The following is a 23,107-nucleotide window of genomic DNA, read 5'->3' on the forward strand; positions in this document are numbered from 1 at the left end:
ATTAGGGAGATTCCACAAAATATATTTGGATATACAAACTTTTTGAGGAGGTAGTTATTATGAATATTAATTTATTTGATTTGATTGGAAAAGAGATAACAAAAACATCGGGAGCGAGAAAATTAACGATTAAAGCAGAGACTGAAAACTATACAGTCTATAAAATCCCTTTAGAATTATTATATTATAATGATCGTAACGGTCGAATTGCAACGTGGATTAGTCAATATACTTCAGAGGTGGAACCATTAAACCCTGAGTATGATGTAAAGAAATATAATGAGGTTCTTCATGGATTTATTTATAAATCTAATCCAGTTGCCTTGACAAAAACAAAGAATAATATTAAAGCTTTTGGTCAAAGGGTGGCAGGAGTAGTTTTACAGGATGGTAGAATTATCGATGGAAACCGTCGTTTTACATGCTTACGAGAGTTAAAACATGAGGATGGTAGAGATTGTTATTTTGAAGCGGTTATTTTAAATACAACGAATGGCCTTACGAGTAAAGATATTAAACGATTAGAATTAAATTTACAACATGCTGAGGAAAAACCGGTTGATTATAATCCAATTGATAATTTGGTAGATGTATATCGTGATATTATAGAAGAAGAAACTTTTACCGAAGCCGAGTATTGTAACCAAACCTCCAAGACAAAAAGTGAGGTTACTAAGTTAATTAAGAAAGCTAAATTGATGGTGGAATTCTTAGAGTTTATTAATGCTAAAGGTAAATATTATATTGCACGTGAATTAAATTTAGATGGTCCTTTACAAGAAATTATGTTGATTTTAAATAAATTGCCTGAAGGTGAAGAAGCAGATGCAGTTAAGGATACATTATTTACAAATTTATTAACTTCGAAGCAGGGAGATTTGACCCGACACATTCGTGACATTGGAAATAGTATTATAAAAACAGATAATGTTGCTCAATTTATTGAGGAGCATGAAGAAGCAGTAGAAGAAATTTATGAGAGATTGCATGAAGATAATCAAAATTCAGTTGTTCAAATTAAAGAAGCTATAAAAGAAGAACCAGCGGTAATAAAAAGTCAAACACTTGTAGAAAATTATATAGAGAAGAATAAGCTTAGTAATGCACGTAATAAACCTATTGATTTATTAACAAAAGCATTTACTACTCTAGATAGTATTGAATTAGTGGCTGTTTCAAAAATGAGTTATGAAAATAAGGAAGAATTCAAGAAGTTATTAGAGAGTATGAATTCTAAATTAGATTTACTAGAGAGTAATCTTTAATGTTTAAGACATTGTATTTAAAACCTAGCTATTATACAGATGAATCGAATATTGCTGATGAATTTTATAACCCGGTTTTAAAGAATGCTATACGTTATGATAGAGTAAGTGGTTATTTTAGTGCGAAAGCACTCGCGGCATATGGGAAAGGTCTACAAGGGTTAGTAAGGAACCACGGGGAATTTAGATTAGTTATTTCTCACGAAATTAGTGAAGAAGATTTTTTGCTCATAAAACGTGGGTATGAAAATAAGAAAAAGTTGCAACGAGTATTGTTGGATAGGATGGATGAAAATCTGTCATTAGTTGAAGAAATGCAACTATTTAATTTAGCAAATTTAATCTCTTCGGGATATGTAGAGGTTAGAATAGCATTTAAAAAATGTGGTCTTTTTCACGCGAAATATGGTCTTTGTTATGATTCTTATGGAAACGTAATATATTTTACAGGTTCTAATAATGAAACTCAAGCAGCCATTATGGCAAATTATGAATCATTTGATGTCTCGGCAAGTTGGCTAGTCTCAGATTTTGATAGGTCTAAAATAGAGTATGCACAAGAAAAATTCGAGAAAATTTGGAACAATGAAGTAAAAGATATCTATGTCGCTGAGGTAGATGATGTTGTAAAAAAAAGAATACTGAGTTTTGATAGGGGGCGTCTCGTATTGGATGTCGAATCATTAAAGAAAGATGTACTTGTTTTAACGATAGAAAATGAAAAGCTAGTATTATATAATCAGCTTGAAAGTAATCAAGTGAATCCAAAAGATTATTTGCTCTCTAAAAAGTTGAAGTATTATTTAAATCAGGAGTACCCAAACTTTAGAGATGATTTAACCTATATTGATATGCAGAAAGTTATTCAAATTTTAGAGAAATATGCTGAAAAAAAAGCTTTTAATTTTGTTGTGAGTGAAAGACTTCAAACCTATATTGCAAACCATAATTTTAGGATTGAGGATAGAGCAAAGTATGCATTAATGATAAAGACTAAAGACCCCTTAATTAAATCAGATTTTGAAAAATTTAAGCATGTTTTAGGCCAAGAAATGCATCGTTCTCTAAGAGAACAACAACTTTGGAGTGCTTTTTATATGATGCAAATGAAAAAATGTGCAAATTTTTCGGTTCCTGGATCGGGAAAAACTTCTATGATTTACGGTGCATATGCATTTTTAAATGCCTTTGAGATTAATAAAGTAGACAAAATAGTTATGGTTGGACCGAAAAATTCATTCCTGTCGTGGAAGCTAGAGTTCTATGAGAATTTCGGTGATATGAAAGAACTAAAAGTACTAGATATTCATGAAGAACATGAGGCAGAGACTCAGCTAAGATTAAATAGCGCTGATAAGAATTTAATTTTAATTAATTATGAATCACTTGGAAAATACGAAGAAGTTTTAATGGATATTATTAATGAAAAGACTATTCTAGTATTCGATGAGGTTCATAAAATTAAGGGGATTTCCAGTGTACGGGCAAAAATTGCAAAAAGAATTTCAAAAAAACCAATTTATAAATATGTTTTAACTGGAACACCTATCCCTAATAGTTATGAAGATATATATAATTTTTTAAATGTATTATATCAAGAAGAGTATAAGTTATTCTTTAATTTTGATTTGTTAAGTTTAAAAAAGCCAACACCGATAGAGATGGATAAAATTAATGAAAAATTATTCCCTTTCTTTTGGCGTACAACAAAGAAACAATTGTCTGTACCGGAGGTTAATGATGATAAATTAGTTCGGTGTGAAGCGAATATGGATGAACAAAAAATTATAGACTTGTTGTATCGAAAATATGGGGATAAAATCTTTTTATTATATATTCGCTTAATACAAGCAGCATCTAACCCTAGTTTATTATTAAAGTCTATTGAGAATAGTGAATTATTTGATGTAGAAAATGAAGAAGCTTGGCAAATGATTGAGCCGGATAAAATTATGTTTAGTGAAGAGGAAAAAGCGCTAATTCGGTCAGTTTCATCTACCTTGAAATATCGAAAAGCAATTGAAATTGCGGTGCAGTTATACGAAAAAGATAAGCAATCAATTATTTGGTGCATGTTTGTAGATACAATTAATAAAGTAATGAATGATTTGAGCAATCGAGGTATAAAAGCACAAGTTATTTATGGCGCGACACCTCAACAGGAAAGAGACGCTATTATAAAGCTATTCAAAGAGAAAAAAATAGATGTATTAATTACGAATCCGCATACTTTAGCTGAATCTGTTTCGCTTCATAAAACATGTCATGATGCAATTTACTTGGAGTACTCCTTTAATCTGACACACATGTTGCAGTCCAGAGACCGTATTCATCGTTTAGGATTACCAGATGGACAATATACACAGTACTATTATTTAATGTTAGAAGGGCAGCAAGATAGGCGCAATCCAATTGATGAAAAAGTTTATTGGAGATTGAAAGAGAAACAAAGGATTATGGAAGATGCTATTGAAGGAAATACTTTAGAATCGGTAACATTTGATGATGCGGAAGATATAAAAAATTTATTTAGTATTTAAGTTTTAAAGAAGCCTAACAGAAACAGAGTTAGGCTTCTTTTGGTTATTTAGAATTAAGTTGTCCAATAAAAATCATATTATGGATTTTATAGATGATGAATCAAAAAAGGGGTTTGTTACTATTTGGAAAATAGGACTAAATTTAAGAAAATATTGTAATTATTTCATAGTGCCTTAATACCAACAATTCTTCTATAGATATTGTATAATATGGAATATATTCGAAACGTATTTTTAGATTAAGAGGTGTTACATCATTGGAGAAATATACATTTGATTTTCTACAAGAGATATTCCCTGAGTTAGCGGAGATGGGGAGGGATATTGAAAATATTTTTTATCAAGATCCCCAATCGGTTTTAATTAAGGGAAGAATATTTGCAGAGCTATTATTAAAACGCATTGCGGAAGAGCATGAACTGTACGACGTACAATATTTAAAGCAAGTAGAGCGTATCCAAAAATTAGAAAGAGAAGATATTTTATCAAAAGAAATTTCACGTTCATTTGATACAGTTCGCTATTTAGGAAATAAAGCGGCACATGAACATATTGAAAGTGGATTAGAGAGTGCTTTTAAAATGCATAAAAATCTATTCCAAATCGCAGTGTGGTTTATGGAAGTATACGGGAGTTATGAGTTTGTTGCCCCGAAATATAGACACCCACAGCCGAAGAGTAGTGTACATATTGTGGAGAAATTAGAAGAAAAGATATCTGCTAGTTTAGAAGAAAAGTTAAAAATACTAATTGAGATTGCAAGTAAACAAAATACATCAAATCAAACTGTGGAATTAACAGAAATAAATAACGCTGAGATTGCAGTAGGACTAGAAGTTGAAGATAAACAAACTGTAGATAATGAGGAAGAAATAGATAACAATTTTGTGTATGATGATTTTATTTTAGGAGAAGGAGAGAGTTATTTACTAGCAGAACTCTCGAAGCTGAAAGAATCATCTCAAGAGGCTATCGAAAATCCTAATGAGTTTAGTTCGTTTAAGGATTATTTACATGTTGAAAGAACGATACAGAACGATATGATGTCTGCTCTAACAGCAGCAGCTGGGCAAAATACAAGTCAATTAATTTTCTTGTGTGGTAGCGTCGGAGATGGGAAATCACATTTATTATCGTATGTAAAAAATAAATATCCTGAATTGATGGAAGAGTTTTCGGTGCATAATGATGCTACGGAAAGTTTTGATCCACAAAAGAGTTCCCTTGATACATTAGCGGAAGTATTAAAGCCATATAGTGATAGTGAGATTGATGGTTCTAGATTCAAGCTAATTTTAGCTATTAACCTAGGAGTTCTGCATAACTTTATTGAATCAGATTATGCAAAAGAGAACTACCGAATTTTAACAAAATTTATTGAGGAATCTGGAATATTTGAGGCAAATGAAGTTGCTACTAATCAACAAAGCGGTAATTTCCACTTGATTAGCTTTAGTGATTATCAACCTTTTGAATTAACTAGTGAAGGGCCAAAATCAAATTATTTTTCATCTATTTTAAAGCGAATTGTGGTTGAGTCAGAAAAAAATCCATTCTATCAAGCTTATTTGAAGGATAAGCAACGTGGTATAAATGGATTCTTTATGGTGAATTATGAGTTATTGCAACAGCAACAAATACGTGATGGTGTTTTAAGTATATTAATTGAAGCAATAGTTAAGCATAAGATGATTATTTCAACACGTTCCATGCTTAATTTTATTTATGATATTTTAGTGCCTTCTCATGGGAATGAAGATTTTCTTGGGGCAGGTATGATGGAAAAAACCGAAGCCTTATTACCGAATTTATTATTTGATGGTCAAGAAAAATCAAATTTACTAGCAGTTATTTCTAAAATGGATCCTATTCATCTACGATCAAATAGTGTAGACCAAATGCTAATTGAGCTAAACAATTCAGTAAATATGAAGAATACTTTCCAAAAGCATTTGAATTTACATGGACTTGATGGGTGGATAGAAGGGCTAGAAGAGATGGGTTCTTTCTTTGAGCTAAGTGATTCATCTAGACAGGTATTCAATAAAACATTAATACGTTTGTCATTATTTTTATCTCCGGTTTTAAATGAAATATTTGGGGATGAAAATTATAAAAAATATATGGAATATTTATATGCTTTTAATAAAGGAAATCGATCTGATTTAAAAGATATGTATAATTTAGCGAGAAAATCAATTTTCTTATGGAACGGAAGTCCGAAGGCAGATTATGTATTTATGGATTACTCAAATGATACTACTCAGGTTGCACAGTCTCTTAAAATTAAGCCGTTTGTAGGACATTTGAAAGGGGTAGAACCGGAGGTTTTAAATCGATTTAAATTAAATATATTACTTGCTTTTTCCAATGAAGATAAAGTAGCTCCTGTATATTTAGAAATTGATTATCCATTATATGAAATGATGGTCAAACTTTCAAAAGGTTATCGCCCGAATAAAAAGGATAAAGAAGATTGTATTCAGTTCGTTGAATTTGTGGATAAGATAATGAAATTAGGAAATAGAGAAAAAGAATTATTGTTTGTTCAATCTAATGAAAATGGAATGTTTAGACTAACATACGACGAAGATTTTGAAGAATTTACGTTTAGAAGGGATTAGAAAATGATTGTAAGAGAGAATTTAGAGGATTTGAAAAACTCGCTGAGTATTAAACCAGAAAAGTTAGGATTAAAACATACAATAAATAAAAAAGCTCCTCTGTTACCTTTCTCTACCCGAGGAACAGAGCGGGCAAAATTCGTAAAAGGGTTTCAAGGAGTATTAGGAGAGTTTACGCGTCTAGTCAGCGGAAATAAGTTGAAAATGGAAGTTAATCTAGAAGAACTTATTGGAGAAATTAGTAAATCTGTTGATGTATCAAAGCAAGATAAGTCGCAATTTGAACAAATACTACGTACCTTTCTGCAGGATAGTGACAATACAATTAAAATTTTTCATTTGCATTTGTTTCAATATTTACCATTAAGTGATAAGGCTGATAAAAAAGGAGAACAAGATATTGCTAGATTCCTTTTAGACGTCTTATTAGGTGAAAAAGAAACAGTAGAAGAGATTTTTGGAAAAAGTGATTCAACAGATCTAATGTCACGTCTTGTGTTAAAACAATTAAATCATTTGGAGAGCGACGAAAAAGAACGCCGTCCTTATATTAATCAAATTCCATTTATCTCAAAGCTATTCAAAGAAGATTTTCAATTTTTAGCGGAACATAAAGATTATTTTAGAACTCATTATCATTTGTTTCTTAGTTATTATTACTTTTTATATATTACTCAATTGACTTTAAAGCTTTCACAAGTTGGGAAAGCGAACTTTAGTGAGAACAACGAAGTTTATTTTACACTTGACTGGGAGTCTACGAGTAAGAATAGAAAAGGTTATACTCATGGTTATCAAATGATTAAAGATACAGGTAGACATTTACTACTACATATTAATTGCTTAGAACATTTAAATTTCCTAATGGGAGTAGAAAAAGCAGGTGGCTATCCTGAATTAAAGGAAACATATCAGCAATTATCCGATGAGGATAAAAAAGTATTTTTAGAGATGCTTTGTGATTGGGTTATGGAATATAGAAGACATTTAGGTCTTGGGGCTTATGAAGGAAATTTAGAATTAGAATATGATACGCTTGTACAATCCTTATTCCGTAGTATAGAAGAAGCCTATGAAAAAGATACGATGCAAGGCCCTCGACATAGATACTCTTTATCAATAGAAGAGGTTGGGAAAAAATATTTCTTAAAAACTCGAGGTTCACTTGGTTATATGCTTAATATTAGTCAAGATATGTTGTTGCTACTAACAGCATTGAGTTTAAAAAAGGAAAGAAAACCTTTGAAGCAAGTATTTATAGATTTAGAGGCTAGAGGCTTATTCTTTGATCGGTACTCAAAAGAAGAAATTGTACAGTTATTTGATAAGCTGAATTTAATAGACAAAAAAAGTGATAGCGGTGATGCACAGTATGTTAAACCAATTTTATAATTATCTTTCAGATAAACTAATAAATTATTTAGAAGCGGAAAATCTTAGAGGTGGAGAGCGATTTTACCTTCAATTTGATAATCATGAACAAGTGCAAGCATTTTATGACACATTAAAAGAACAAGATTTATCGCAGGCGTTTTATTACCAGCATAAGCAAGGAACTCCATACGAAACGATTGCTATTAAGGTTTCAGAGGAAATGAAAGTAGTTGTTGCGACTACATCGGCAAATGTTACTCCTGACTTTTTAGTAACACTTCGTAATGAAGTCGGTGAACAAAAGGATGTTTGGGAGAAAACAGCTTTACTTAGTATATGTCATGAGACACTGGACAGTATTAAGGGTGGTAGCAGTGATTTGCAAAAAGAAGGTATGCCATTTAATGTGAAATCAATTTTAAAAACATTAAAAGAAGAGATTGAAACTTCTTCTCTAAATAAAGAGGAGAAGGAAGTACTTTCATTTTATTTACGTAAAAAATTAGATGATACAATTGTGCGACCATCTCTTTGGGATTATGAAGAAATTCTTGGATTTTTATCAAAACAAGAGATTGCGAGAGAAGATTATTCTAATCTAGGGATTTTTTATGATGAAAATTTAAATCAATTTACTTCAGCTCAAATGAAAAAAAGGCTAGAAGAAAATGCTTCATTTTTTGAGAAAGTACAACATATGCACGAGTATGAGCATTTAGAGAGTCAATTAGAAAAATTATTCGATGAAAAAGGTGTGTCTCGTCTAAAGAAGGAAGATTGGCAGCAAGCGGATTATGTTCTTATTAAAGATTCTTACGACAAAATGACTGAAATAGATCGCCCTTTAGAATATATTGAATCAGCAAAGAAATATTCAAAAGAAGGTTTGTTATATTGGGAAAAAGCACAAGCTGAGACAAAGGCTGGGAGACGTAAACGTCATATTATTGTTTTTAATCCTACACAGATAGAAAATATCAACCTAAACTTTGAATTTGAAGAAAAGTTAAAGAGGGAATACATTCATAAAAATTCACAGGGTTTTTGTGGAGTATCTGGGAAAAAGCTAACTGTTAGTTTAGCGCATAAGCAAAATGTGACTTCATTCCATAAAGCTGTATATACGCATAAAATGCAATCTAAGTCGAAATATGAGTTTCATATTGCTGTTGTAGAATGTGAAGCAGCGTTTTTACAATCTCTTCAAACAATTTATGAAGTGAATGTGAATAAAAAAAATGTAGTTATAAATAAAGCTGAAGACAGCATTGTTTTTGGAGATATTTCTAGCGAACCAGAGGAATTATTTGTTGAAGAAGATGCACAGATTATAAATTGGCAAGGTGGAAGTTTTGAAGTCTCTGAATCTTCTCCTGCATGGAATGACGATAGCTTATCATTTTCTGTTCAAATTGAAACATCTTTAATGCCTATTCTTATTAGAGAGCAAGTTGCAAAGACTGTTCCAGTATCAGGAGAAAGAGTATGGAAATTAAAAAGAGAACATCAAGAAAGTTTCGAATATAACCTCGATACAAATAAATTAAAACAAGGTGCAAGGGAGTTTTCAGCACGAGAAGGATTTCGAAATTATTTGCAAGACGAGAGAGTATGGATTGAAAATGAAATCGCTTTTGCAGTTAGAGGGGTATCAGGCCTAAATAAGGTTGAATTATCAATGAGCCCATCATTGAGAGATGCGTATCAGCAATTATTAAATTACTATAAATTTAATAATACGGTTCCTAGTCTTTGTTTTATGGATGATCAATTAAGAGAGCTATCTATAAGATACTTGAAGGCATTTAACGAAAGCGTTGCTCATATACAAGAAAATGTAATGTTAAAAGGAGAAGAAAAGAATCTGTTTAAATTGGGAGTTATTGAAGAGGAACAAAGAGTCATACTAACACCGCTGCATCCTCTTAATGTTGCCTATCAGTTAAGTATTAATGATGAAATTAAAAACGAAATAGTTGAAATGCATATTTTAAACCGTTTGCATCCTAATAATCTATTGCCATATATATATGGGCAGAATGATGAATTGTATCGACCAGTTTCTCAAAATGAAGCACCTGAATGGACTGTTTATGAACCACTTCATAAGGTTGCGATTGGGGAATCTAATGCATTTTTAGCTAATGTAGTTGAAGAAAAGCTTCAACAATTTGTGGAGCATTTCCAATACTTATTTTTACAAGAATCTAAATCTCCGATACGAATCAATGTGATTAATATAAATAATGATAAAGAAGTTGTAAGAGGTTTAGTACAGTTTATTAAGAAGCAGATAGATAAAAAAGGGCCATCTAAAATTATACCAGTAGAGGTTGCCTTATATCATGAGAGTGATGCACTGAGCGCCTTTGAAAAATTTTCTATATATGATGATGTTCAAAAATTTGAGGAGTTCTTTGAGTTATCGTTAGCATCAAAGAATCTCGATGCTGTAGACGTATTAAGGCTGATTCGAGAAAATGTTTTCTATTATAAACTTATTGGTACGAAAGAATATGGTTACGCTCATATTTCATTCTATAAAATGATTTCAAATGAGAAGCATGCGAAAAGTACAATGGAAGATATTGAAACAGGATTATCTTTAAATGGAATGTTATCATCTCTATCATCTATTAGTACAGAAGTAGATTATCGTACAGGATTTGGATTGAAAAATGTATTGAATAATGAACATTTGTTAATTCAAACTGCTAGAGGAATGAATGAATTAGGAAGTAATTTAAATAACGATGGTACAAACCCTTACCGTAAGAACGAAACAATTGTTACGAGAACATCTACCTATGATGAACAAGTTTTGGAACATTTATATGAATCTTCTTATTGGGTAACATTTATTGAACCTAATGTTGGTTTAGATTTCTTCCAAGATTCATCACGTAATTTATTGGTTATTCATTATAGTGATCAATATTCTTCATCAAGCCAGTATGATGCAATTACAGTAACGGATAAAGCAAGACAATACCGAGCGGTTATTGAACAGTATTTAGCGGAAAAAGAAATTGTATCGACACCTGAAAAAATTAATACAGCTATTAGAGCTTTCAATAGTTTAAATGGTGAGTGGTTACTACGAATTATAGGAAGTAAGGGACAATTCTCAAGAGAAAAGTTAAGTATTATTTCAGCTGTGAAGTATATATTAAGTGCTTTAGATCATGAGAATATTTTATGGGTTCCTATCTCATTAGAAGAAATATTGCGTGTTGCTGGAGCGGTGAAATTAACGAAAAGTGAAGGTGTATTTTCTGCGAAAAATCTAGGCGGAAAAGGTGCACATAGTGACGATTTACTGTTAATTGGAGTAGAAATGCAAGATGATAAATTATCAGTGCATTATTATCCAGTGGAAGTGAAAATCGGCTTAAATCAAGACAGTGCTATTGCAAAAGCAAAAGAGCAAATTAATGCTACTAAGCAACTATTTGATACGCAACTTTCTAAAACAAGTGAAGATGGTTTACATGTATTTAAATATAAGTTTTTCCGAAACTTCTTTGTACAGTTATTGCTAGCAAATGCCGAGAAATTTATTGCAAACAACATTTGGCCAGAAAAATCTTATGAGAAAATTGAAGAACTAAAGAAAAGATTATTAAATGATGATTATGAAATGAGTGGACATTTGGATGATAAAATCGGAAAAGGAGCAATTTTATCATTCAAAAAGGAACAATCATGGAGATCCATCAAAATAGAAGAAGATATTTTATTAGTGGAATTAACCGAAGAGGATGGATATGAAGGAGTAATCGAAGAAATTGAAGCACTCAAAATGAAAATCCATTCGGGTGGAACTGATATTAATCCAGATAGATTATTAAATCAGAATCATGATTCTAATCAAGTGTTAAAAAAAACTAGCAATAAAGTCGTTCCAACTGTACCTCATTCTGAAGAAGAAAAGGAAGAAAAAGGAACAGGAGGAACAAAAGAATTAAAAGACATCCGCGTTTTGTTAGGAACAGTAGAGGGATCGACTCAAGAAATATATTGGGAATTCGGAAATTCAGAGCTAGCAAATAGACATATTTTAATTTCGGGTAAATCAGGACAAGGTAAGAGTTACTTCATTCAATGTTTACTACTTGAGCTGGCGCAAAATGGAATTTCTAGTATGATATTTGACTATACAGATGGATTCAAGAATTCTAAGTTAGAACCGGAATTCAAAGAGAAACTCCAAGATAATATTGAACAATTCCTAGTAGCAAAAGATAAATTCCCAGTAAATCCATTTAAGCGAAATCAAAAAGAATTGGATGAAGGAATTTATATCGATGAAGATAATACAGATGTTGCTGAAAGAATTAAAAGTGTATTTTCAGCTGTATATAAAGATTTAGGCATTCAGCAACAAAACGCTATATATGAGGCAGTAATGCGCGGTTTAGATAAATATGGCGAAGGTATGAATTTAAATTATTTATTAGCAGAATTAGAAGAGGATACTTCTGGGCCGGCTAAAACAGCAAGATCACAAATTAAGCCTTTTATTGATAAGAATCCATTTAATCATAATGCTGTATATGATTGGGGAGACATACTGAACCAAAAAGGTAAAGTGTTTATTGTACAATTAACGGGCTTTAATAGAGATGTACAGCTCATGATTACAGAGTTTATCTTATGGGATATTTGGAACTATCAATTACACCATGGAGACAAAAATAAACCATTCCCAGTTATATTAGATGAAGCGCAAAATCTTGATCATAGAGAAAAATCACCAAGTGCCAAAATTTTAACTGAAGGAAGAAAATTTGGTTGGTCAGGTTGGTATGCAACACAATCATTAAAAGGACAATTTACAATGGATGAAATTTCACGACTACAGAATTCAAGTCAAAAAGTGTATTTCATGCCACCAGAAAATGAAATTAGTGCTATTGCATCAAACCTTGCTCAAGATTCAGCTGTACGTAAAGAATGGGAAAAACGACTTGCAACATTAAAGAAAGGTCAATGTATCACTTCGGGACCAATGTTACAAAAAGATGGTACGTTGAAGTCGGGTAGTCCTGTGATCATTAATATTAGTGCGTTGCAGGATAGATTGAAGTAGTAATTTAATAGTGATATGAAAACCACCTTGGACGGTATATTTGTTTGAGGTGGTTTTTGTATTGTTAATCATGTTGAAACTTAGAAATAATAGAAGGTCTTCCTTGTCAAGTCTTCTAAAATTCTTGAATGATTTTTATATAGATAAAGGTGAGGGGAATTCATAATTAGAGAAAAGTTTAGTGTTTAAAGAGTATGTATATAGTTGATCTTTTAATTTAGTGGGGGGTATAATAAGAGAATCATAAAATTGAAAGGAGGAAGAGTGTTGAACTTTATGATTCTTTTGACCGGTATTTCAATTTTATTTCTTCTCTATTGGTGTGTTGTGAATCAATATATTGTTGTTAAATGGAATTTTATTGTTAAGAAATTTAATGAAAATATAGCGTTTGGGATGTTTATTACATGTATGTTATTTTGGCTGCAGTATGTATTTCAAATGTTTTTTGATAGATGATTAGTTTTTTATGAGGTAAATAGACACAATGGAGTATGTAAGATACTTTATTGTGTCTATTTTTTCAGAACTAATTATAGTTTATTTCTTGCATCTCCCCCAACGTCACCCCCTAACCTAAAGAAGACAAATCAAAAAGGGGGACCAAACCACTCATGAAAACCACCACAAAAGAAAAAAGAAACACCATCATCATGCTACTACTCTCAGCCGCGATAGGAATCTTTTCACCACTACTCATGTACATCACACTGGCACGTAAAAGTGAGGTGTACAAATACCATTGCCGAAAGGCGTTCAACTTTCATTTGTTAATCTTTCTTCTATTTAATATTAGTTCGCGTATTAGTGATGTTTTGTTTTGGATTGTGTTTGCCTTTGAGGTAGTTCAAGTGATCTTTGTTGCGTGGAAAGTAATACGCGACGAGCCATATCGTTATTTCATTCGAATTCCTTTATTTAAAGAAGATAAGTATGTCGTGGAAGGAGAATAGGTGATGAAACAAGAAGTGGAGATAAAGGGAAAGCGATTTTTCGCTATGATTACAGTGTTGTTTATTGCGATTTATATTGTTTTACGAAAAAGAAAGTATGAGTACTTCTATGATGGTATTAGCGAGTATGAAAATCGTTATAGAGGTAATGTTCCTTTTTTATTACTTGTTGTAGGTTTATTTCAATGTTGTAGGCAGAATGAGATGAGTTTTTCTCATATGCTTCAATATGTGAGAAAGAAGTTAGTGAAGTAGGTGATGATATGGCGTGGATGATTAGTGAGTTTGCAGGTGTTGGGGATGTTACGGTGCGGACGCTTCGTTATTATGACAAGATTAATTTATTAAAGCCAAGCGATTATACTGAGGGTGGGCATCGGTTATATACGAAAGATGATTTGTATGTGCTACAGCAAATTCAATCGTTTAAGCATCTCGGTTTTTCGCTTGGTGAAATTCAAAATATTATATTGCAGCGTGATATAGAGACGAAAGATTTTTTAAGACAGATGCATTTTCAAAGGGAATTGCTTTTGGCGGAGCAAGAAAGAATTGCGAAGGTGCTTTCGCATATGGATGAGATGACGAAGAAGTTTCAAAAGGAAGAACGAGTGGATGTTGCTTTGTTTTCTTCTTTTCTTCAAACTTTTATATGGGAGAAAGAAAATAAAGAATGGTTAGAGGAACATTTTTTAAAAGAGAGTGTTCAAGCTTTTTATAACAATAAGGAATTAAAAGAAAGGTTTGATCGGCGTTTTATGGATGTGATAGGAAAGTTGAAAAAGTATAAGAAAGAGGAGAAGGATCCGAGTCATCATGATGTTCAAGTTACCTTGAAGAGATTTTTCAATGTAATAGCAGAGGTAACGAACTATCTTGATATATCTCAAAGTGATATAGAGGATATAATCCAAAAATCAAACCTTCCACTATCCGAATTCCCAGCTCTCTTCACAACTGAAGAAGAAAACTATATAAAAGAAGCAATGCAACAGTTTAACACCTAGTTAAACTGTTTTTTTATGCCAATCTACAATAAACTAATATGTTCTCAATCCATAAATAGTTAATAAAATGAAAAAATATGTATGATGAAAATTTTAATAAGCTGTGAAAAACTATTCACAGCTTATATAGATATATTATTTATTTTTATTATCATTTAGAAATTCTTCAATCTCTAAATAATCAGTATCGGTTAATGTCCCATTCTGCCAGGAAGAATATAATATGAAAGATAGTGAATCTATGCTATGAGCTGAAAGAATTAATTTTTCATAATTAGTATTATTGGTATAAAAAACTTTATATAAAATTAATTCTGTATTTGTTTCACGTAGTTCATAATAAAAACTATATTTAGGTAAATTGATGTAGTTTGCTATAGATAAAGTAATAAGTGTTAAACTTGTAATGACTTGCATTATATGAATTAAATGATGACTTAAGGTTAAAAGCGTTATATTGTGAGTGCTACCAGGAAAAGATATGTTGAACAGGGAAGTTGCGATACTGTTAGAAAAACTAAAGATAATTAGCTTTATTAATTGTACAAAATCATACTGTTCTCTTAAGATATTCAGCAAATCAGTCCCATATAAAATTTCTATAATTGAAAGAGTAGCAACAGTGAAAATTATTTCTATTATACTCTTTATCGCCAAACTAATTCGGTCTGTTCCAGTGAGTAATGTGTTTTTCAAGGATTTCTTGGCAATAATATCTTGATAAAAAGCTATACAAATTTCAAAACAACGAGATAGGAGTCTTAAAAAAACAAAAGTGTATATAACGAATAATAAATTCTTTATATAGGAAAGCTCTATAACCGAAATCAAAGTAAAAATTATGACTATTATAAGAGTAATTATAGCTGTAAATACAGAAATAAGGAGATTGGTTTGATTCCTCAATTGTACATAGGATGTTTTTTCCTTCTGAAGCTCTTTTTTCGAAACTCGAACAGAATTAAATGTATTGAGTATGGAATCCTTCACTGTATCAGGAACAGTAGTTTTTTTTACTATGTCTGTGATAGCAGACATATAGTTACTTTTAGTATTTGCGCTTTCAATTTTTTGAAATAGGTCAGACGAGTCTTTGAATGTGCATGTTTTTCCATCACTATCAGGTATTTTGCAAGATTTTAACTCTCTTAATCTCAAATTATTTTCTAATATTATCTTTCCTAATGTTGCGGCAGAATATTCTGCATACATTATAGAATATAGTGTGTATAGTGCCATTAATAGAAGGGATAGATACAAAAATAATATAAATGCAAAGGAAAACGATAAAAAGAAAAAATTCACAAGTGAAACTATGGAATTTATTTCTAGAGAATTATTTAGATAAACATAAACCGTAGCTATAAAGAATATAAAAATATATAGTAAGATAACTCGTGTAGAAAATTTTTTGGAGATATCCTTAGATATATAATAAAGTAAAAACGTATTAATAATATGAAGAATAAGAAGTATAGTGGCAATAGTTAAGCTAACTACATCCTCGTTTTTTAATGTCAAACAGAAAATAAAGAGAGTAATTATAGTAATCAATATTATTTTTGGAGAGAGTAATTTTTTTATATTATCACTTATTAAGTTTAAAAAAGTAGAGTACATATTATTAATTGGAAGAGAAGAAAAGTGAGAGTAAATAAAAATAAAAGCCCAAGCAATGAAAAATGAAAGGAATTTTCCTGAGTTAGTAATAAAATTCTCATGAAGTATATCATTTGGATTGATTGTTAATTCGTTTTTCATATCTTTAAAGAGAATGCTAGAAAGGAAGATTAAAATCCAAAAAAGTAACTGATACAGACCGATAGTGGTATATTTTGGTTGAGTTGAAGTAGATTTATTCATGTAAAGCACCTTTCTTAATTAATTCGATAAAATATTACATTAGCATTATAACATAATTAATAAATTTATTAAGGGGTAAGAAATATAATATATTGTATTGTATATAAATTAGAAGAACTTTCCGACCTCCTAGAACTAATTAACGCCCTAGCCGAACACGAAGGCACAACACTAGAAGAAATCAACAACATCCGTAAAAAGAAAGCAGAAGAGCGAAGTGGCTTCTCAGATCGAGTCTTTCTAATCGAAGTAACCGGTAACTAACCCCTCCTAAGCCCCTACCAAGTAATAAATCACTAAGAAAAAACATAACAAAACAAAAACACCAACAAACACCGTAGTAGTAGTCGAAAAAAATTTTGAAATAACACGCCAAAAACCCGGCCAGTCCCCCATATATATTATGAAGGGGCTTTTACTTTTGAACGGAGACGGGAGGAATTAGGATGGCGGTGTATCGTACTGTGCAGGTGAATTTTTGGCAGGATGATTTTGTTTTGGATTTGACGCCGGAGGAGCGGTATTTTTATGTTTATTTGTTAACTTGTTCGAAGACGACGCAGTGTGGGATTTTTCCTTTTCCGAAGCGGTTAGCTGAGATGGAGACGGGTTATAATCGGGAGACTGTGGATAAGCTTGTGCAGCGCTTCATTGATTATGGGAAGATTCTTTATGATGCGGATACCAGAGAGTTATTCGTTTTAAATTGGCTTCGTTATAATCCGGTGACGAATACGAATGTGGAGAAGTGTGTGCTTCGTGAGCTTAAGGGTGTGAAGAATAAGGAGTTTGTACATATGTTTCTTCAGAAGTGCGTAGAGGAGGAGCTGAATGTTCCGATGCTTTTAGCACATTTCGGTATGCCGAGTGATTTGGCTATGGATGATGCCGAGTCAGTTTGTGAAGAGACAGAGGTGGAAGAAGAGGTTATAGAGGAAGAAACGGGAAGTCGCGTGTTTTTTTTTTATGAGCAACATTTTGGTAGTTTGTCTCCGCATACTGTGGAGGAACTGAGTGCGTGGATGGAAGATTTGTCAGAAGAGCTTGTGCTAAAGGCTCTTCAAATTGCGTTTGAGAATAATAAGCGGACGGTTGCTTATGTGAAGGGAATTTTGAGAGGGTGGCACGGGAAAGGATTTACGAAAGTTTCTGAGGTTGAGGCGGATACGGCGAGCTTTCGGAAGAAGGATTCGTCTGTTAGTACGGGGGAGACGGAGGAGTTTTTGGCGAGGTGTGAGGAGTGGGAGAAGAATGCGCCGTCTGAGGAAGAGTTGCAGCGCTTTTTAGCGGAGCGCGGGTGGCGTCCATGAGTATTCAAAATGTGGAGGCGGAAAAGACGGTGTTAGGTTCTCTATTACTTGATGGAGAGCTTATTAAGGAGTGCCGTTTGACGGAGCAGTATTTTTCTCTGTCAGTGCATAAGTCTATATTTCAGTTAATGCGAAAATGGAAGAAGAGGGGCAACCGATTGATCTTGTGACGTTCATTTCTAGGGTAGATCCGAAGTTTTTAGAGGGGATCGGGGGAATGGAGTATTTTATAGGGTTAATGGATGGTGTGCCTACAACTGCCAACTTTTCTTATTATGAGGGGCTTGTTCGAGGTGCCTGGAAAATGTATCAGGCGGGTGTTCTCGGGCACAAGATGGGAGAGCGTCTTATTGCGGAGAAGAATGAGAAGATTATTGGTGAGACGATTACGGCACTTTGTGAGTTAGAGGAACAGGACTGTGTATGTGAGTTTGATTTGAAGGATGCACTAGTTGATTTATATGAAGAGCTTCATCAAGATGCGAAAGAGATTACGGGTATTGAGACTGGTTATATGTCGCTAAATAAAATGACGTGCGGATTGCAGGAAGGTGATTTTGTCGTTCTTGGTGCGCGTCCTTCTATGGGAAAGACTGCGTTTGCGTTAAATGTTGGACTGCATGCGGCGAAGTCTGGAGCCGCCATTGGACTATTTTCGTTAGAGATGAGTAGTAAGCAATTGCTGAAAAGGATGGCGTCTTGTATAGGTGAAGTGTCAGGAGGTAGGCTGAAAAATCCGAAGCATCGTTTTGCGATAGAGGACTGGGAAAAGGTGAGTAAGGCATTTGCGGAGATCGGGGAATTACCACTTGAAATATACGATAACGCAGGCATTTCGGTGCAAGATATTTGGATGCAAACTCGTAAGTTAAAGAGAAAGCACGGTGATAAGAAGGTTTTAGTCATTGTAGATTACTTGCAGCTTATTACGGGCGATCCGAAGCATAAGGGCAATCGATTTCAGGAGATTAGTGAAATTTCTCGTAAGCTTAAGGTATTAGCACGTGAATTAAATGTTTGCGTAGTAGCATTATCGCAATTATCTCGTTCCGTAGAAGCACGGCAAGATAAGCGACCTCTTTTATCTGACTTAAGAGAGACAGGACAAATTGAGCAAGATGCGGATGTCATTATGCTTATGTATCGAGAGGATTATTATGATAAGGAAACGGTGCAGAAAGAGATGACGGAGATTCATGTGGCGAAGCATCGGAATGGGCCTGTGGGGAGTTTTAAGCTGAGGTTTTTGAAGGAGTTTGGGCGGTTTGTGGAGGGGAAATAGTTAAAAGACTTGAGTATCACTTTGTAAATAAAATAAAGCATAAGTGTACCATTTCATTAACTTATGCTTTATTTTTTGATTCTTTGAATATGTTTCTTATTTCCCCATAAAGAAAGATTTTCTCTCTGCCGTAATCCATTGCTCAAAATCATCTTGGCTACGTCGGACAAGTCGATTTACTAAAACATCATGCCATACATAATCCTCTAGTAAGTATATATGAACGGGGTCATCTGTATAAAAAGCAATATTACGCTCTTCAATTGATGGTCCATAAATCATCTCTTTAGAATCTATCGATAAAATAAACCAATGTTCTGTAGACAGAGTTTCTGTATAGGGTGTGATACGATGAGCTTCTAGATTTTTAATTGGATTTTCAACATGTAGGGTAATACCTTGTACTGAAACTTTATCAGCTACCTCACATAGTTCCTCTTTTAACGCTTCATACATCTCATCCCACATTGAAATGACAATACGTTGTTCTGCTTTTTTTATTAATGTCTGACAATAGCTAATGATTGTTTTGTTGTCTTTTAAAGTAATCACTCGATTATCCGTTTTTTCCTCGGAAGTTTCGAGTTTTTTTAATGAATCACTGATTCCTTCATAAGTAGACTGCCATTCTGATTGAGCTTTCTGTAAAAAGATTTCAACAGGTAGAGGTGAATAGCGAGTGGTGTCATTTATTTCTTCCTTCATGACAATTCCTTTTTCTACAAGGTTACCCAAAATCTCATAAATTCGCGCTCTTGGGACCCCTGAATCCTTACTTACTTGGTAGGCTGTAGCAGGCCCCTGTTTCACAAGAGATACATAAGATTTAGCTTCATATTCATTAAAACCAATTTTTTTAAGCTGTTGTACTATGTAGTCCACTTTTTCGTCCTCCGATGTTTGCTTTTATCCCGCTTTAACGGGCAGTAAGACCCCCACCTCAAAATTCAGCGGAAGCAAAGAAGTTAGGTGGGGGTCGGGCTGCCCGTAAAAGCCCGATTGGTTCAACTAATAATCAGTGGGGGATGAACAAAGCCCCCCACTGATTAAAGTTTCACTTTATATTTCAACGTTACAATAACTCTTTACATTTAGCAAATTGATAGTTACTATTACAATAGTGACTAAAGAGGAGGCTACTAGTATGGATTTGTATTTAGACCCATCTATATTAATGATTTTAATTGTTTTTGGGTTTGTGGCTGCATTTATTGATTCAGTTGTAGGAGGTGGTGGACTGATCGCCTTACCAGCTTTATTATTTACAGGGCTGAATCCAGCAAGTGCAGTAGCCACGAATAAATTAGCATCAACAATGGGGAGTGCAACTAGTAATATTGTGTTTTATCGTTCTGGTAATCTTGATTTGAAATCGGCTTTAAAATTATTTCCAATCACTTTCATAGGCTCTATAGTAGGTGCATGGACCGTTCATTTAATGAACCCAGAAGTACTGAAGCCATTGATGCTGGTAATGCTTGGTGCAGTCGCTATTTATACGATATTTAAAAAGGATTGGGGTAGTATTTCTACTCATAAGAAATTATCTGGTCGACACGTCATTATTTTTACCTTTTTTATTTTTGCTATTGGTTTTTATGATGGATTTCTAGGGCCTGGCACAGGTTCGTTTTTAATGTTTGCTCTTTTATTTATTGGGTATGATTTTTTAAAAGCAGCAGGTAATGCGAAGTTTCTTAATTTAGGAAGTAATGTTGGTGCATTGTTAATATTTATGTATGTGGGGCAAGTGAACTATGCGTATGGTTTTGTAATGGGGATTGCTCAAATTGCTGGAGGGATTGTTGGCTCCAAATTTGCTATAAAAAAAGGAAGCGGGTATGTTCGTGCTCTTTTCATTACAGTAACTTGTTTATTGTTAGCGAAAAATCTGTATGACTATGTGCAGTAAGTAATGTAGAAAAGGTTAACTATGCAGGCTACATAAATATAATAATTCCTTGTAACATATTTTAGATGCTACCTTATTCGAAGGTAGCATCTAAAACAATTAAGGTAAGAGGGGGAAAATAATACAAATGAATATTTTCGGGGTATGTTTATGTACTTTAGCGAAATAACTATTCCATATTCTTCTTATAATTAACCCGCAACAATCCCTTAAAATCAACCTCAGCAATCAACACACTTACTAATATAAGCGTCGCCCCTAAGTATCCTTTTCCTGTTAGCGTTTCACCTGTGAAAACGAAAGCGAAGCCTGCGGAAAAGACAGGTTCTAATGAAAAGATAAGTCCTGTATGTGTAGGCGTCGTGTACTGCTGGGCGATTACTTGCACGATGAAAGCAACTGCGGTGCAAAATATGCTTAAGGCTAAGATGATGAGCCATGAGTTGGTTGTGCTAGGTAGTTTTGGTGTTTCGATAATGAATGAAAATATAAGGCTAAATAGGCCGACGAAACCGAGTTGTATGACGCCAAGTGCAATGGAGTTCACATGTTTTGTTACGCTGCCAGTAATGATGACGTGGATTGCATAAAATAAGGCAGACAGTATGCAAAATATATCGCCGTTACCGATCTTGAATTCGCTCGTTAATGTTAATAAGCCGATTCCTATTATCGTTAAAAGGATTCCTACTATCACTTTCTTTTCCGGAATGTGTTTTAAAAATAGGGCTGATAATATCGGAATGAAAATGACTGTGAGACATAGTAAGAAACCAGCGTTAGAAACACTTGTGTACTTTGTGCCGAAAGTCGCGAAAATGTAAACGATAAATAAGACAGAAGCGAGTATAAATGCATGTTTTACCGTTTTAAAATCGATTTTGAATAAATGTTTGTAAAATATTAAACCTGATAAAAGAAAGGCGATAATAAATCGTAATGCGATTAAGTTGTATTCTTCAATGCCTTCGAGTCCAACCTTTGTAAGTAAGATGGATGCACCCCAAAAGAATGTAACTAGTAGTAGCCCTAAATCCGCTTTTAATTGTAGTTTCATTTCTATTCCCTCGTTATGTATAAATTTTATAATCCCATACCCCTATCCCCATCCTTCATTTTAATATTAATTCTGAATATTTTTAACTTAAATTTATCGACGTTTTATTTCATCAAAAAAAGCTGTTTATAAAACAGCCTTTTTTTTGTTGGGAAGTTATTCCTCTTCAAACTGAAAAATATCCCGGTTAATAAGTTGGTGGAGATACCTATCCATTTCAGCCGCAGAAACGCTTCTTTCATTTTTAAACCACCATGCGCTTAATGAGGTGATTGCCCCTGAATAAAATTCAATGATTAGATCATTTGGCATCGTATGATTTTTGCGCAGTTGATGTAACGCTTCTATTTCTTGTTTTCTCGTTTCGTGACTTAAATACTGTGTCCGGTTAATAAATTGTTCATCAGACATTTGTGTCTCTAATATTTTACCGATTTCTTCATGGTGTAGAAATTGTTCCATTACTTGAAATGGTTTACTTAATCGATCTGAAACCGGTATTTCAGCAATCATCTTGCTATATCGTTTAAATCCAAATGCTAATAAAGCATCTTTATCTTCGAAGTGTTTATAAAAGGTTGTTCGGTGTACCATTGCGCGGTCACATATTTGGTTAATCGTAATCGTACTATATTTCTGTTTTGATTGCGTCATTAATTCAAATAAGGAATCCCACAGTAATTTATGTGTACGTCTAATACGTAAATCAAGTTGTTTTTCATTATCATTCATCTACAATTCTCCTTTTTTGTAGATTAAATATACAGTGGCTGAAAATTGATTCTCCCTTTTTAATCTACATATGTATATTATATTACATGTGTTCTG

Annotated in this window: 15 protein-coding genes and 2 pseudogenes; 13 read left to right on the forward strand and 4 right to left on the reverse strand. The window is 33.1% G+C overall.

The features are described 5' to 3' along the window. Positions 1-59 precede the first annotated feature (59 nt). The 9 genes from BM089_RS00215 (at position 60) to BM089_RS00255 (ending at position 14,855) form a co-directional block, all read left to right on the forward strand. On the forward strand, positions 60-1,265 hold the full coding sequence (locus tag BM089_RS00215) for a ParB/RepB/Spo0J family partition protein (protein ID WP_090975664.1): 1,206 nt from the start codon (positions 60-62) through the stop codon (positions 1,263-1,265). Then, the gene (locus BM089_RS00220; protein ID WP_090975666.1) at positions 1,265-3,805 is read left to right on the forward strand and encodes an SNF2-related protein; all 2,541 of its coding nucleotides are present in this window, start codon (positions 1,265-1,267) and stop codon (positions 3,803-3,805) included. Before BM089_RS00215 ends, BM089_RS00220 begins: the two co-directional genes overlap by 1 nt. Before the next feature lie 257 nt (positions 3,806-4,062). Further along, complete coding sequence (gene dptF / locus BM089_RS00225; protein ID WP_090975668.1) at positions 4,063-6,429, forward strand: DNA phosphorothioation-dependent restriction protein DptF; 2,367 nt, start codon at positions 4,063-4,065, stop codon at positions 6,427-6,429. Positions 6,430-6,432: 3 nt separating this feature from the next. Beyond that, positions 6,433-7,821: a DNA phosphorothioation-dependent restriction protein DptG gene (dptG, locus tag BM089_RS00230; protein WP_090975670.1), complete on the forward strand. Its 1,389-nt coding sequence runs from the start codon at positions 6,433-6,435 to the stop codon at positions 7,819-7,821. After that, a complete protein-coding gene (gene dptH, locus BM089_RS00235) occupies positions 7,802-12,895 on the forward strand; it encodes a DNA phosphorothioation-dependent restriction protein DptH (protein ID WP_090975673.1) in 5,094 nt (1,697 codons plus the stop codon). The genes dptG and dptH overlap by 20 nt, the downstream gene beginning before the upstream one ends. Before the next feature lie 276 nt (positions 12,896-13,171). Beyond that, on the forward strand, positions 13,172-13,354 hold the full coding sequence (locus tag BM089_RS00240) for a hypothetical protein (protein WP_233462297.1): 183 nt from the start codon (positions 13,172-13,174) through the stop codon (positions 13,352-13,354). Between the two features lie 155 nt (positions 13,355-13,509). Beyond that, entirely contained in the window at positions 13,510-13,848 is a 339-nt protein-coding gene (locus BM089_RS00245; protein ID WP_090975674.1) for a magnetosome magnetite crystal formation protein family, read from the forward strand. A gap of 3 nt (positions 13,849-13,851) precedes the next feature. Continuing rightward, entirely contained in the window at positions 13,852-14,103 is a 252-nt protein-coding gene (locus BM089_RS00250; RefSeq protein ID WP_000808313.1) for a hypothetical protein, read from the forward strand. An 8-nt stretch (positions 14,104-14,111) separates the two neighbouring features. Beyond that, positions 14,112-14,855, forward strand: a complete 744-nt coding sequence (locus tag BM089_RS00255; RefSeq protein ID WP_090975676.1) for a MerR family transcriptional regulator — start codon at positions 14,112-14,114, stop codon at positions 14,853-14,855. 135 nt (positions 14,856-14,990) lie between these two features. Here BM089_RS00255 and BM089_RS00260 read toward each other — a convergent pair whose 3' ends face one another. Continuing rightward, on the reverse strand, positions 14,991-16,718 hold the full coding sequence (locus BM089_RS00260; RefSeq protein WP_016117315.1) for a hypothetical protein: 1,728 nt from the start codon (positions 16,716-16,718) through the stop codon (positions 14,991-14,993). Positions 16,719-16,820: 102 nt separating this feature from the next. On the opposite strand from BM089_RS00260, the pseudogene BM089_RS00265 reads away from it, so the two are divergent. From BM089_RS00265 to dnaB, 3 genes and pseudogenes are all read left to right on the forward strand, one after another. Continuing rightward, positions 16,821-16,982: pseudogene (locus BM089_RS00265) on the forward strand (phosphoribosyl-ATP pyrophosphohydrolase); the annotation flags it as partial. 182 nt (positions 16,983-17,164) lie between these two features. Further along, positions 17,165-18,028, forward strand: a complete 864-nt coding sequence (locus BM089_RS00270; protein WP_090975678.1) for a DnaD domain-containing protein — start codon at positions 17,165-17,167, stop codon at positions 18,026-18,028. Beyond that, a pseudogene (gene dnaB / locus BM089_RS00275) lies at positions 18,025-19,310 on the forward strand (replicative DNA helicase). Before BM089_RS00270 ends, dnaB begins: the two are co-directional and overlap by 4 nt. A gap of 96 nt (positions 19,311-19,406) precedes the next feature. Here dnaB and BM089_RS00280 read toward each other — a convergent pair. Beyond that, on the reverse strand, positions 19,407-20,192 hold the full coding sequence (locus BM089_RS00280) for a TrmB family transcriptional regulator (RefSeq protein WP_016117318.1): 786 nt from the start codon (positions 20,190-20,192) through the stop codon (positions 19,407-19,409). Between the two features lie 262 nt (positions 20,193-20,454). Here BM089_RS00280 and BM089_RS00290 point away from each other — a divergent pair, with 262 nt between their 5' ends. Then, positions 20,455-21,222 carry a TSUP family transporter gene (locus tag BM089_RS00290; RefSeq protein WP_016117319.1) on the forward strand — a complete coding sequence of 256 codons (768 nt, stop codon included), beginning with the start codon at positions 20,455-20,457 and terminating at the stop codon, positions 21,220-21,222. A gap of 169 nt (positions 21,223-21,391) precedes the next feature. On the opposite strand, the gene BM089_RS00295 is transcribed toward BM089_RS00290, so the two are convergent. Both BM089_RS00295 and BM089_RS00300 read right to left on the reverse strand, forming a co-directional pair. Further along, positions 21,392-22,279: a DMT family transporter gene (locus tag BM089_RS00295; RefSeq protein WP_090975680.1), complete on the reverse strand. Its 888-nt coding sequence runs from the start codon at positions 22,277-22,279 to the stop codon at positions 21,392-21,394. Between the two features lie 156 nt (positions 22,280-22,435). After that, complete coding sequence (locus BM089_RS00300) at positions 22,436-23,011, reverse strand: TetR/AcrR family transcriptional regulator (protein ID WP_090975683.1); 576 nt, start codon at positions 23,009-23,011, stop codon at positions 22,436-22,438. Positions 23,012-23,107: the final 96 nt, after the last annotated feature.

It is taken from the genome of Bacillus sp. 5mfcol3.1 (genome assembly GCF_900114335.1).
GTDB classification, from domain to species: Bacteria; Bacillota; Bacilli; order Bacillales; family Bacillaceae_G; genus Bacillus_A; species Bacillus_A thuringiensis_S.